Below are 12541 nucleotides of genomic sequence, written 5' to 3'. Positions count from 1 at the left end.
CGACAATCAAAGGCAGACACAAATGACGCGACGCGCAGTGGTAATTGGAACAGGGCATTATCTTCCTGAACGCGTAGTCGAAAATGCCGAGTTTGAAGACAAACTGGACACAACGGATGAATGGATTCGCTCCCGTTCCGGGATTGAGCGCCGCCATTTCGCTGCCGAAGATGAAACCACATCCGATATGGCCACCAAAGCGGCTGAGGCCGCGCTGAAAGACGCAGGTCTTGAAGCCGACGATATAGACGCCATCGTGCTGGCCACATCAACCGCGGATCTCACTTTCCCCTCTGCTGCAACTATGGTTCAGGCCGCGCTTGGTATGACCAAGGGCTTTGCCTTTGATATCCAGGCGGTTTGCGCAGGCTTTGTATATGCGTTGAGCAATGCAAATGCGCTGATTGCATCGGGTCAGGCAAATCGTGTGCTTGTGATTGGTGCTGAAACCTTCAGCCGCATTATGGATTGGACAGACAGATCCACCTGTGTGCTCTTTGGTGATGGCGCGGGTGCACTGCTGCTGGAAGCGCAAGATCTCACCGGGACCAACACCGATCGCGGCATCCTGGCGACCGATTTGAACTCTGACGGTAAATACAAAGACCTGCTTTATGTGGATGGGGGCGTCTCTCAACGCACCACTGGTTACTTGCGGATGCAGGGCAACCAAGTCTTCCGCCATGCGGTTGAAAAGCTTGCAAAAACCGCCAATACCGCGCTGGAAAAAACCGGCCTTGGTTCTGATGATGTGGATTGGGTTGTGCCGCATCAGGCCAATATTCGCATCATTCAGGGCACCGCCAAAAAGATGGGCCTGCCGATGGATAAGGTTGTGGTCACGGTACAAGACCACGGCAATACCTCTGCCGCATCCATCCCCCTGGCGCTTTCGGTTGGCAATGCGCGCGGCCAAATCAAAGAAGGGGATCTGGTGGTCACCGAGGCGATTGGCGGCGGTCTCGCCTGGGGCGCAGTAGTGTTGCGCTGGTGAACCGATTTAACCAGTAAGAGTTTTTAAGCAATTCGTTGATATTGACAGGTAAAATCTCTGCGCCCTATTGTTTTCCAAACAACGGGGACTGGAATGAGCGAAAAAACACTTACACGTATGGATTTGAGCGAGGCTGTCTTTCGCGAGGTAGGCCTTTCACGAAATGAAAGCGCGCAGCTGGTTGAAACTATGCTCCAGCATATGTCGGATGCTTTGGTGCGCGGAGAACAAGTTAAGATTTCCTCCTTTGGTACGTTCAGCGTCCGGGACAAGTCCGCACGTGTCGGGCGAAATCCAAAAACAGGTGAAGAGGTGCCAATTCAGCCGCGCCGGGTTCTGACGTTCCGGCCATCTCACCTGATGAAGGACCGCGTAGCAGAGGGCAACCGTAAGTAACATCGGGACCCGAAAGAATGTCGAAATCACCAGACGCCTTCCGCACCATCAGCGAAGTTGCGGAATGGCTGGCGGTCCAGGCGCATGTGCTGCGCTTCTGGGAAAGCAAGTTTCCCCAGCTCAAGCCTATGAAACGGGCTGGTGGGCGCCGCTACTACCGCCCAAATGACATGTTGCTCTTGGGCGGCATTCGACATTTGCTGCACGATGAAGGCCTCTCGATCAAAGAGGTGCAAGCGCTGATCCGCGACCATGGCCCCAGCCATGTTGCGGAGCTTTCACACTCGCTGGATGCGACGTTCACGCCTGGGTCGTCCGGTGGGTCCAATGGTTTCTCGCGGCACGCTCCTGCGGATACCGTCGACGCACAAGTCAGCAAGGTTGAACAATCAACGCCCGAAACCTCTGTGGAAGAAAGCCCCATAGCAGGCTTTGCGCAATCATTGGCACCTGAAGTTGATACGCCCGCGCCGCAAGCACCGGCTGCGCCAGCACCTGTTACACCAGCACCCGTTACACCAGCACCCGTTGCCGCAGCACCCGCTGCACAAGCACCGGTCGATCAGACACTTGGCATGCAATCAGCTGCAGCGCACACCGCAGCGAGCGAAACACCCACTGCCCCCACCCCGCCTGTCGAATCACCTGCAGCTGAAATCCCTGCGACCACGCCCCGTGTTGATGTGAGCCCCGCGCCCACGTCCGCAGCTGCGGTTGAACAACCCGCGGCACAAATTGGGCTGGATCTTGGGCCGGCCCAGGCACCAGCACAGCAAAGTGCCACCGAAAAAGTGCAAGAGCTGCAAAATGCGATGGCAGGCAGTGCACCGCAAACACCTGCGGCAGCTCCTGCTGCCAGCAGCACAGATCAACCTGGCCTGTGGGATGGCGCGGCGAGCGAACAGCCTGCTCCTGCTCCTGCTCCTGCTCCTGCTCCTGCTCCTGCTCCTGCTCCTGCTCCTGCTCCTGCTCCTGCTCCTGCTCCTGCTCCTGCTCCTGCTCCTGCTCCTGAAGTTTCTGATGAGCCCACAGCAAAGCAACCTGCCTGGGCGCCTGAAGACGCCGCTACACCTACGACGGCCCCAATCGCGGAACCGGCCCAGGCGACGCCACAGGAAGCGCCGCTTGCAGCTGAGCCCGCGTCTCAACCTGCGACATCCGCGCAGCCTGCCCCGCATGCGGAGGCCACACCTGCGCCACAACCTGTAGTGCCTGCTCAAACTACACCGGTTCCACAGCCTGCAGCGCCCGCTCCACAGCCCGCAACGCCCGTACAGACCGCGCCCGCTACACAGCCTGCAGCGCCCGTACAAACTGCGCCGGTTCAACAACCTGAATCATCACCGCAACCTGTGGCGCAAGCGGCATCGCCTGCTGCAGAGCCCGGTGCCCCAGCGCAGGCTGAACCTGTCGCTCAGCCTCACGAAGCTGCGCCAACATCACAAGTTGTTGCTGCTGCGCCTCAACCGGCTCCAACCGAACCGCGACCAGCCGCAATGGTCCAACCGGATGCTCCGGTTCAACAGCCAGAGCAAGTCGCGACGCCCGTGCAATCTGCGACCCCGGTTGCACCCCCAACCGAGGCCACACCAACACAGCCCCGAGTGACGCTTGAAGCCGTAGAACCGATGCGCGACACTGCGGGTGAGCCAGAAATTGCACCGCCGCAGCAACCTGTAGCCCCAAGCGCGCCAGAACCTGCTGTTGCCTCGCAGCCTGCATCGCAGGTCCATTTGATAGATCCCGTTTCCGAATCGGCTGGAGCTGAACCCGCAGCGGCCCCCACGGCCCAAGCAGCACCCGATGAAGCGCTCCCAGTGGCAGAGCCTGCAGTTGCAATTGCCGAAGAAGCGCCAGACGCCGCGCAGGACCACGAACCCGCAGGCCAACAGGAAATGCTAGATGCGGCACCTGTAGCCGCCACCAGTTCGGCTGAACCGGTGGAGGCGCTTTCTGAGCAAACAGCAGAGCCCGCTTCAACAGAGGTGCAGCAACCTGCCGGTCTGCCCTTGGATTTGCCCCAGGATATACCCAATGAGGAAACACCCCCCCCGCTGCGTGCGCGGGTGATCGAAATTGAAGATTTTGTACAGAACAGCGCAGTGGATACCGCCAAGGGGGCGCTCGGCCTGATTGCTGGCCTGCGTGAGTTTTCTGAGGAAAATCATTCAGCTATCACAGATTGCATTGGACAGATGAAAGCGCTGGTACTGAGCAAATAAAAATGCAGGAAGTTGGAAAAAAGTGATTTTCGCTCTTGCTCCCGCCGTCAGAACCAGTAGAAAGCTCCCTCAACGGGCTATGGCGCAGCCTGGTAGCGCGTCCGTCTGGGGGACGGAAGGTCGCAGGTTCGAGTCCTGCTAGCCCGACCAAAAAACCCCGCAAAAACGCTCGGGTGGCAACACCCGGGCGTTTTGTGTATCTGGCCCTGCTCGGAAACTGGTGCATTGTCAGGTTTCTTGGCACAAGAATGGCTAAGACAGAAACGGCCGCCTCAGGCCCCATCTGCAGGAGAGTGTGATGACCAGCCCAGAAACCGGTGTATTGGCCAGCCAGACGCTTGAGACCATGCTCTATTCGGGTGAGATCACGTGTGAGACGCCACCTGTTGAAGGGCAGATCCAGCCTGCAAGCCTTGATCTGCGGCTGGGCAATGTGGCCTACCGGGTGCGCGCGTCATTCCTAGCTGGACAGAATCGTTCTGTACGTGATCGCCTGTCAGAGTTTGAAATGCATCAGATCGACCTGACCAACGGTGCCGTTCTGGAAAAGGGCTGCGTCTATGTGGTGCCATTGATGGAAGGGCTTGCTCTGTCGCGCGATGTCTCCGCCGTGGCCAATGCCAAGTCCTCAACCGGGCGTCTCGACCTGCTGACCCGCACGATCACCGATGGCGGAGAAGAGTTCGATCGCATCAAAGCTGGCTACAACGGCCCGCTCTATGCTGAGATCTGCCCCCGCTCCTTTTCGGTACTGGTCCGCCCTGGTATGCGGCTCAATCAGATTCGTTTCCGCCGGGGGCAGGCAATACTCTCTGACAATGCTTTGCGGGAGCTGCATGCGCAGTCGCCGCTGGTGGATGGGCCAGCCGTTATTGAGGACGGGCTGGGGTTTTCAGTGGATCTGAAACTTCCGGGAACCGATCTGGTTGGCTACCGCGCCAAACCCCATACCAGCGTGATCGACCTTGATCGCATCGGTGCCTACGATCCAAAAGACTACTGGGAAGAGGTGCGCAGCGACAATGGCCGCATCATCCTTGATCCCGGTGCGTTTTACATTCTGGTCAGCCGCGAAGCCGTGCATATCCCACCGTCTTATGCGGCGGAAATGGCCCCCTATCTGGCAATGGTTGGTGAGTTTCGCGTGCACTACGCGGGCTTTTTTGATCCGGGTTTTGGCCATGCTGCGGCTGGTGGCGCAGGATCGCGCGGCGTGCTTGAAGTGCGCTGCCACGAAGCGCCATTTGTGCTGGAACACGGCCAGATCGTGGGACGGCTGGTCTATGAGAAAATGGCCGCCGTGCCAGAACAGCTTTATGGCGCAGGCATTGCCTCAAACTATCAGGGCCAGGGTCTGAAGCTCTCCAAACATTTCCGCAACCCGCGTTAAAGGTTGCCCTAATCATTGCGGGCCTGTTTGGTGGCCCGTTTTGCGCGCCGGGCCTGACGCATGGCCCGGATCCGCTCACGTTCTGCCTGCTCTTGTGCCGTGGGCGCAGGTCGGCGCTGTTCTTCTTTGTTGGAAAGCGCACGAACCCCAGCATCAACACCGCGGTTGACCAAGCGGCCAATCACCCGCCGCAAGATCATATTGATCAGCCAGTTTGCATTCATCTGCATTCACCCTATCCGATGCGGAGCCATATAGGCCCTAGCCTGCAAATACGGTGATTTAAGGGCGTGCTTAGGCTTCGCTCTCGATCACATCTGCTGATTCAAACGGGTCTTCCGACGGGAGATCCGCTGGAAACAGCTCGGCCTGTTCTTCTTCCTGGTCATCATCGTCGTGCCCGCCCATCGGCAATGCACCCGGCGGTGGGCGGCTTTCGAGCAGACCCGCGGAACGCAGTTCTTTCAGGCCCGGCAGGTCCCGCGCACTTTCGAGGCCAAAATGATCAAGGAAGTTCGGTGTCACCACAAAGGTAACCGGCCGCCCTGGTGTCATCTTGCGGCGCCCCAGTCGGATCCACTCCATCTCGAGCAGCTGATCAATGGTGCCACGCGCAACAGATACGCCGCGAATCTCTTCGATTTCAGCGCGGGTGATCGGCTGGTGATAAGCGATGATTGCCAATGTTTCGATTGCTGCACGCGACAGTTTACGCTGCTCGACGGTTTCGCGCTGCATCAAAAAGCTAAGATCGGACGCGGTGCGAATGGCCCAGGCGTCCCCAACCTGCACGACGCGCACGCCGCGTCCTTCATAACGGTTTTGCAGATGGTTCACCGCCTCCGCCGGTTTGCAGCCATGGGGCATACGCGCGGTCAGATCACGCAGGGTCACGGGTTCGGCGCTGGCAAACAGCACCGCTTCCACCATACGTTCCTGCTCCGCCATAGGCGGCGCATCAAACAGCGTATCAGTGTTCAGCTGTTCATCGATTTGATCGTCGCGCTGATCCATTCTCAATCCTCATCGCGGCTGCGCAGCCGGATCGGGGCAAAGGCATCCCCCTGGCGCAGCTCAACTTTTCCTTCTTTGGCCAATTGCAGCGCCGCCGCAAAGGTCGATGCTGTGGCCGAGCGGCGCTTCACCGGGTCCGAGTGCCAACCATCCGGAAGATAGCTGATCATCTCGGTCCATTCGCCCGTAAACCCAATGAGCGAGCGCATACGTTCAAGCGCCTGCTCCATCGTGTAAACCGATTCACGATCCATCACGAAGGGGCGGAATTCATCCTTGGTGCGAATGCGCGCATAGGCCTGCATCAGATCGAGCAGATTGGCGGAATAGGTCACCGATTTGACCCGTACCACCCCTTCGCACATGCCACGTACATAGAAATCGCGCCCGCGCTGATCGCGCGCCAAAAGCTTGGCGGCAGCATCGCGCATCGCCTGCAACCGTTCCAGCTGGAAGGCCAGATGCGCAGCAAGTTCCTCACCGCTTGGTCCTTCCTCAGTTGGGTCGGGCGGCAACAGCAGACGTGATTTCAGATAGGCGAGCCAGGCCGCCATCACCAGATAGTCCGCCGCAAGCTCGATCCTAAGTTCTTTCGCGCGTTCAACAAAATTCAGATACTGGCGCGCAAGCTCAAGAACAGAGATCTTGCGCAGATCCACCTTTTGCGTGCGTGACAGCGTCAACAAAAGATCGAGCGGCCCTTCATAGCCGTCGACATCCACAATCAGCGCTTCAGCCGCAAGGCGGTCTTCGACCGATTGCGTATTTTCGGGAAAAAGCGTGTCTTCAGCCATATACCTGTCCGCTCATGAGAGCGGACAATTCGTCTTCTGCGGCCTGAATGTCAAGCGGTGCTGGCGTTTTTCGCAAAGACAGCGCCCGCTCGGCACGTTCCTGCCCGCGCGGGCTCAGCTCACCTGCGGCCTCAGCCACCTCAGCGCGGGTTTTCAGATCTGCGTTGCAATAGAGAACCAGATCACAGCCCGCCTTTAGCGCGCCTTTGGAGATATCGCTTGGGCTGCCGCTGAGCGCCTTCATGGAGCTGTCATCCGTCATCAGCAGCCCGCCAAAGCCGATGTCGTCACGGATGATCTGATTGACCTTGGATGACAGCGTGGCCGGTTTGTCATCAATGTCTGTGAAAACAACATGCCCGGTCATCGCCAATGGCAGATCAGACAGCCGTCTGAAGGCAGCAAAATCGGTTTCGCGCAGTGTCTCAAGGTCAGTGTCAACCTGGGGCGGCTCAAAATGGCTGTCGCTGACTGCGCGCCCATGCCCTGGCATGTGCTTCACAATCGGCAATATGCCCCCGTCCAGATGCCCAAAAGCTGTGGCGCGCGAAACCTCAACCACCGTATCAAGATCCGTTGCATAGCAGCGGTTTTGCAAAAACGGATGGGTGGCTTCGCTGGCAATATCGGCCAGCGGCGCGCAGTTGCTATCAATGCCAAAACTGCGCAGCTCTTCTGCAATCAGACGATAGCGCAGATACATTGAGCGCTGCGCAGACTTTCCTGACAGGCGCACATGATCAAGTGGCGGCTGCCATTGGCGCGCCAGCGGCGGGCATATACGTTGCACGCGCCCGCCTTCTTGGTCGATGGTGATCAGACAGTCATGACCCGCTGCTTCGCGAAAGTCATCGCAAAGCGCGCGCAGTTGATCGCCGCTTTCGACATTTCGGGCAAACAGGATGAAGCCAAAGGGTTTTACATCCGAAAACAGCGCCTTTTCATCAGCGTTGAGTCGGGTGCCTTCGGCATCAAGGATCGTTGCACCAAACCGCATCAGCGGGTGGTCACGGGGATACAATCCGCACGCCCAGCAACAAGCGCAGCACAGAAACGGCGCGCTGCTGAGAGATCCTCAAAGCCCATTGCGCGCAGACGATAAAACGTTCGACCGCCTTTTTCCGCACGCTGGATCACGCGCTGTTTGCCATCCAGATAATCCGAGAAGCGGGCAGAAATTCTGTTCCACTCGGTGCGGGCCACATCCGCGCTGTCATAGGCACCAAGCTGTGCAAGACGGGTGCCTGCGGGCAGGCTGCTGGGATCAACCTCGTTTGAACGGGACTGAACCGACGCAGATTGAACTGGCGCTGAGGCAAGGCGCACCGGGCGCAAAACGGGACGCAGCGACACACGCGGCGCAGTGCCAAGCGCGTTGGACGCAACAACAGGCTCAATTTCAGTGAGCGGCTGGGGCTGAATGATCTGGGCCGAGGCCGTCTGGACCCGAGCTGTTTCACCAGAGAGCGGGATCTGAATAGGTTCAGCCCCTTCGGTCAGCTGTGCAACCAGCGCATCAATGTCACCGCTTTGTACACGCTGTGCAACGCGGTTGGGAGCAGCTTCAATCACTTGCGCGGTTTCAAGCTGCAGATCCTCAGACGCCTGCAAGGTCTCAATCTGGCTGAGTTGGGCAAAGGTCTTATCATCTGCGCTCAGCCCTTGCTCTGCGGGGGCAAGCGTCAGACGATCTGCGGGGGCAGCCGCAGTGCCATTGGCCGCAACATCATTCACTGCAAGCCCCTGATTGTCTGCCTGCCGGCCACCGGGGCTTTCGGGGGAAACACGCAGCGGACCTTCGGAGGCACGTACAACCGGAATACCCGTCACATCGCGGGTAATCAGATCATAGCCCCAATAGACCGCACCAATTGTCAAGAAAACAGAAACCACACCACCCAGCATGCCAAGGCTGCGCGACCAGTCACGCTGCGCTTTTGGCGGCTCGTATTCAGATGGCTGCGGCGCAAAGCCGTCGCTCGGCGCGGCGTAAAGATTCGGATCATAAGCGGATTGCGCATAGGTCTCGGTCCCCGGGCCGCTATAGCCGCTGGAGGACGAATCAGACTGTTGCTGAAAAGATCTCTTCGAAGAGCGATCTCCATTTTGGAAATCACTCTGCGAGTAGGCCTGGTGCGCACCGGCCTGCGTAAAATACGCCATATCCGCCTCTCTGCCCAAGCGCACGCCCCAGGGGGCGGTGCGACGGGTCTCTTTGAAATCTGCCTCAGTCCAGCGGTAGCGTTTATTGGTTGCGAAATTCTTTTCGCTTTATCGCATTTCTTCCGCCGGTTTCACGCCAAGAATACCAAGCCCAGCAGAAATGACAACGGAAACGGCACGCGCCAGCGCCAAATTCGCATGTGTTGCCGATTGGTCGCCATCGTTAACAAAACGTAAATTTTGTTTGGACTTACCAAGATGGTAGAGGCCGTGCAACTCAGACGCGAGATCATAGAGGTAGAAAGCAACCCGATGCGGCTCGTTGGTGCGGCCAGAGATTTCCACCAGACGTGGCCACTCCGCAAGCTTCTTCACCACAGCCAGCTGCGCAGGATCAGCGATACGGGTCAGTTCCGCGGCTTTCAGCGTATCATCTGAAACCTCGATACCTTCAGCGGCAGCTTTGCGCAGGGTCGAACAGATCCGCGCATTTGCGTATTGCACGTAAAACACCGGGTTGTCCTTGGACTGTTCCAGCGCCTTATCAAGATCAAAATCAAAACCCTGATCGTTTTTCCGGGTCAGCAGCATGAACCGGGTTACATCCGGGCCAACCGCATCCACAACGTCGCGCAGGGTGACAAATGTCCCCGCCCGTTTGGACATTTTGAATTCAGCGCCGTCTTTGAACAGTTTCACCAACTGGCACAATTTGATGTCGAGCGGCACCTTGCCATCAGACAGCGCAGAAACCGCAGCTTTCATCCGTTTGACATAGCCGCCGTGGTCGGCACCGAAGATGTCGATCAGCTCGTCAAAGCCCCGGCTCACCTTGTCGTAGTGATAGGCAATGTCCGGTGCAAAATAGGTCCAGGCGCCATCCGATTTCATCACCGCCCGATCCACGTCATCACCGTGGTCGGTGGATTTGAACAAGGTCTGTTCGCGTGGTTCCCAGTCGTCGGGCTTTTTGCCTTTAGGCGGCTCAAGCACACCGCGATAGATCAGGCCCTTTTCCTTCAGCTCTTCGAGCGCGGCTTCGATCCGGCCAGTGCCGTAAAGCGATTTCTCGGAATAGAACACATCCATCTTGATCCCCAGCAGGGCGAGATCCTCGCGGATGAGCTGCATCATCTGCTCAGTGGCAAACAGGCGGAACTTTTCCAACCATGCCTCTTCGGGCTGATCCACAAAGCTGTCGCCATATTCGGCTTTCAGCGCTTCACCTACAGGCTTCAGATAGTCTGCCGGATAGGTGCCATCCGGGAATTCAACGCTTTGGCCATGTGCTTCGAGGTAGCGCAGATAAGCCGAACGTGCGAGCACATCCACCTGCCCTCCGCCATCGTTGATGTAATATTCACGCGTTACGTCATAGCCCGCAAAATCCAGCAGGCTCGACAGCGCATCGCCAAAAACTGCGCCACGGGTATGCCCCACATGCAGCGGGCCGGTGGGGTTGGCAGAGACATACTCTACGTTCACCCGTTTGCCCTGCCCCATGTTAGAGCGGCCATAGTCGGCGCCCGCGTTCAAAACCGCACCCAGCACGGTCTGCCAAACAGTGTCCGCCAGACGCAGGTTCAAAAAGCCGGGACCCGCAACGGAGGCTTCGGTGATCCGCGCATCTGCACCAAGCTTGGCCGCCAAGGCATCCGCAATGTCGCGTGGCTTCATCTTGGCCGGTTTTGCCAGCACCATTGCCGCATTGGTTGCCATATCCCCATGGGCCGCATCTCGTGGCGGCTCTACCGCAACATTGGCAAAGTCGAGCCCGTCCGGCAGCGCGCCGTCTGCCACCATGGCGTTGAGGCTTTCGATCACAAGCGAATGAATATCACTAAAGAGGTTCATATCTGGCGTCCCATTGTTCGACCCTGCGGATAGCGAGGCCCCGCCAAAGGGTCAAGCGCTCAGGCGGGTTTTACGTATTCCTGACTGCTGCTGCGCTTCTCAGCCCAGCTGTGACGTCAGCGGCGCATCAACTGCGCGCTCCGGAAAGATCTGCGCATGTAACTGCAGCGCAAAGCGATCGGTCATCCCGGCAATATAGTCTGATATCAGACGCGCGCGGGTGATGTCATCGCCACACGCCCGGATTTCCGGATGCCAGCGCTCCGGCATATCAAAACTATGTGCAAGGTAGTGCCCAAACAGATCTTCAACCACCTTGGCCACATGATGACGCACCACCATGACAGACGGCGCGCGATACATGCGGGCAAACAGAAACGCGCGGATCTGTTTGAGATCCTGCCACAGCGGATCCGAAAACGCGACCACTGGCCGCCCCAGCGCGCGCACCTCAGCAACGCTGCTGACACCCGCGCCATCAAGATTTGCACGCGTGGTATCAATCACATCCCCCACCAGAATGCCAAAGACCCGGCGCAGCGCCTCATGACGGCGGCGCACCGCGTCAATGCCCGGATATTTGCGATCCACTTCGGCGAATGCTGCATCAATGATGGGCAGGTTGCAGATGTCTTCGTCAGAAAACAGGCCTGAGCGCAGCCCGTCATGTAGATCGTGATTGTTATAGGCGATGTCATCCGCCAGCGCGGCCACCTGTGCTTCGGTGCTGGCGTGGGTGTGCAGCTCTAGATCAATTTCAGCGTTGCATTCCGCAAGCGCCCAGGGCAGCGCACCGACCACCGGACCGTTATGTTTCGCAATCGCCTCCAGCGTCTCCCAGGTCAGGTTCAGCCCATCAAATTCCGCGTAGTGGCGTTCAAGCTTTGTCACAATACGAATGGCTTGTGCATTGTGATCAAAACCACCAAAGGGCTGCATCAGCTCGTGTAATGCGTCTTCGCCGGTGTGGCCAAAAGGCGTGTGGCCCAGATCATGCGCCAGCGCGACCGCCTCGGTCAGTTCCTGATTGATGCCCAAAGCGCCCGCAATAGTGCGCGCCACCTGCCCGACCTCAATCGAATGGGTCAGACGGGTGCGGTAGTTGTCACCTTCATGCTCGACAAACACCTGTGTCTTGTGCTTGAGACGCCGAAAGGCGCTGGCGTGGATAATACGGTCTCGGTCCCGCTGATAGGGAGAGCGGAAACTGCTTTCTTCTTCGGGCACCCGGCGACCGCGGCTCTGGGTCGGCAAAGTGGCAAAAGGCGCGTAGGTCAATGATCTTTTCCTCAGACTAATCTTGTCGCCTGAGGCGCACCTTTCTATATTATAGATGCCGCTGCAACACGGCATTGGAGAGAACAGATGCAAATGCCCCCAAAAGTCACATCACGTGCATTCGAACGGCTGGCCGAAATCGGTGCAGCTGAGCAAGGTCAGGCGTTGCGCATCGCTGTCGAAGGCGGCGGCTGCTCGGGCTTTCAATACCAGATCGAACTCGATGAGCCAAAAACCGACGATCTGGTGCTTGAAGGCCAAGGCGAAAAAGTTGTGGTCGACAGCGTCTCCCTGCCCTTTTTGACGGATGCTGTGATCGACTTCACCGAAGAGCTGATCGGTGCGCGTTTTGTGATTGAAAATCCAAACGCCACGGCAAGCTGCGGCTGCGGCACGTCATTTTCGATGTAATCCTGCATTGGCGCCGGAAAATGCT

14 protein-coding genes, 1 tRNA gene and 1 pseudogene are annotated in these 12541 nt (G+C 58.1%); 7 read left to right on the top strand and 9 right to left on the bottom strand.

The window, feature by feature from the left end:
* Positions 1-22 precede the first annotated feature (22 nt).
* The 3 genes and pseudogenes from GG681_RS01075 to GG681_RS17850 all read left to right on the top strand — a co-directional run.
* The gene (locus GG681_RS01075) at positions 23-994 is read left to right on the top strand and encodes a beta-ketoacyl-ACP synthase III (protein WP_153544210.1); all 972 of its coding nucleotides are present in this window, start codon (positions 23-25) and stop codon (positions 992-994) included.
* A gap of 93 nt (positions 995-1087) precedes the next feature.
* Positions 1088-1390 carry an integration host factor subunit alpha gene (ihfA, locus tag GG681_RS01070; RefSeq protein ID WP_153544208.1) on the top strand — a complete coding sequence of 101 codons (303 nt, stop codon included), beginning with the start codon at positions 1088-1090 and terminating at the stop codon, positions 1388-1390.
* A 17-nt stretch (positions 1391-1407) separates the two neighbouring features.
* Positions 1408-1578 (top strand): annotated as a pseudogene (locus GG681_RS17850) (MerR family transcriptional regulator); the annotation flags it as partial.
* Positions 1579-1903: 325 nt separating this feature from the next.
* Here the strand turns inward: GG681_RS17850 and GG681_RS17845 are convergent.
* Both GG681_RS17845 and GG681_RS17840 read right to left on the bottom strand, forming a co-directional pair.
* On the bottom strand, positions 1904-2425 hold the full coding sequence (locus GG681_RS17845; RefSeq protein WP_235899720.1) for a hypothetical protein: 522 nt from the start codon (positions 2423-2425) through the stop codon (positions 1904-1906).
* 252 nt (positions 2426-2677) lie between these two features.
* Positions 2678-2980 carry a hypothetical protein gene (locus tag GG681_RS17840; RefSeq protein ID WP_235899719.1) on the bottom strand — a complete coding sequence of 101 codons (303 nt, stop codon included), beginning with the start codon at positions 2978-2980 and terminating at the stop codon, positions 2678-2680.
* 14 nt (positions 2981-2994) lie between these two features.
* Here GG681_RS17840 and GG681_RS17835 point away from each other — a divergent pair, with 14 nt between their 5' ends.
* The 3 genes from GG681_RS17835 (at position 2995) to GG681_RS01055 (ending at position 5002) form a co-directional block, all read left to right on the top strand.
* Complete coding sequence (locus GG681_RS17835; protein ID WP_235899718.1) at positions 2995-3612, top strand: hypothetical protein; 618 nt, start codon at positions 2995-2997, stop codon at positions 3610-3612.
* A gap of 73 nt (positions 3613-3685) precedes the next feature.
* A tRNA-Pro gene (locus tag GG681_RS01060) sits at positions 3686-3762 on the top strand.
* A 148-nt stretch (positions 3763-3910) separates the two neighbouring features.
* Positions 3911-5002, top strand: a complete 1092-nt coding sequence (locus GG681_RS01055) for a 2'-deoxycytidine 5'-triphosphate deaminase (protein ID WP_153544206.1) — start codon at positions 3911-3913, stop codon at positions 5000-5002.
* Positions 5003-5010: 8 nt separating this feature from the next.
* On the opposite strand, the gene GG681_RS01050 is transcribed toward GG681_RS01055, so the two are convergent.
* From GG681_RS01050 to GG681_RS01020, 7 genes are all read right to left on the bottom strand, one after another.
* Positions 5011-5232 (bottom strand): hypothetical protein, encoded by a 222-nt coding sequence (locus GG681_RS01050; RefSeq protein ID WP_235899690.1) that lies wholly within the window; start codon positions 5230-5232, stop codon positions 5011-5013.
* 64 nt (positions 5233-5296) lie between these two features.
* Complete coding sequence (scpB, locus tag GG681_RS01045; protein ID WP_153544204.1) at positions 5297-6016, bottom strand: SMC-Scp complex subunit ScpB; 720 nt, start codon at positions 6014-6016, stop codon at positions 5297-5299.
* Positions 6017-6018: 2 nt separating this feature from the next.
* Positions 6019-6810 carry a segregation and condensation protein A gene (locus GG681_RS01040; protein ID WP_153544202.1) on the bottom strand — a complete coding sequence of 264 codons (792 nt, stop codon included), beginning with the start codon at positions 6808-6810 and terminating at the stop codon, positions 6019-6021.
* Positions 6803-7807 (bottom strand): glycoside hydrolase family 3 N-terminal domain-containing protein, encoded by a 1005-nt coding sequence (locus GG681_RS01035; protein ID WP_153545132.1) that lies wholly within the window; start codon positions 7805-7807, stop codon positions 6803-6805. The genes GG681_RS01040 and GG681_RS01035 overlap by 8 nt, the downstream gene beginning before the upstream one ends.
* Positions 7807-8973 carry an SPOR domain-containing protein gene (locus GG681_RS01030; protein ID WP_153544200.1) on the bottom strand — a complete coding sequence of 389 codons (1167 nt, stop codon included), beginning with the start codon at positions 8971-8973 and terminating at the stop codon, positions 7807-7809. The genes GG681_RS01035 and GG681_RS01030 overlap by 1 nt, the downstream gene beginning before the upstream one ends.
* A gap of 108 nt (positions 8974-9081) precedes the next feature.
* A complete protein-coding gene (gene argS, locus GG681_RS01025) occupies positions 9082-10827 on the bottom strand; it encodes an arginine--tRNA ligase (protein WP_153544198.1) in 1746 nt (581 codons plus the stop codon).
* A 99-nt stretch (positions 10828-10926) separates the two neighbouring features.
* On the bottom strand, positions 10927-12105 hold the full coding sequence (locus GG681_RS01020; protein WP_235899689.1) for a deoxyguanosinetriphosphate triphosphohydrolase: 1179 nt from the start codon (positions 12103-12105) through the stop codon (positions 10927-10929).
* An 87-nt stretch (positions 12106-12192) separates the two neighbouring features.
* Here GG681_RS01020 and GG681_RS01015 point away from each other — a divergent pair, with 87 nt between their 5' ends.
* Positions 12193-12516, top strand: a complete 324-nt coding sequence (locus tag GG681_RS01015) for a HesB/IscA family protein (RefSeq protein ID WP_153544194.1) — start codon at positions 12193-12195, stop codon at positions 12514-12516.
* The last annotated feature ends 25 nt before the right edge of the window (positions 12517-12541 follow it).

The sequence above is a fragment of the Tritonibacter aquimaris genome, assembly GCF_009617595.1.
In the GTDB taxonomy this organism is placed as follows: Bacteria; Pseudomonadota; Alphaproteobacteria; order Rhodobacterales; family Rhodobacteraceae; genus Epibacterium; species Epibacterium aquimaris.
Note: the sequence above shows the minus strand (reverse complement) of the source record. Positions and strands in the feature narration are given on the sequence as shown.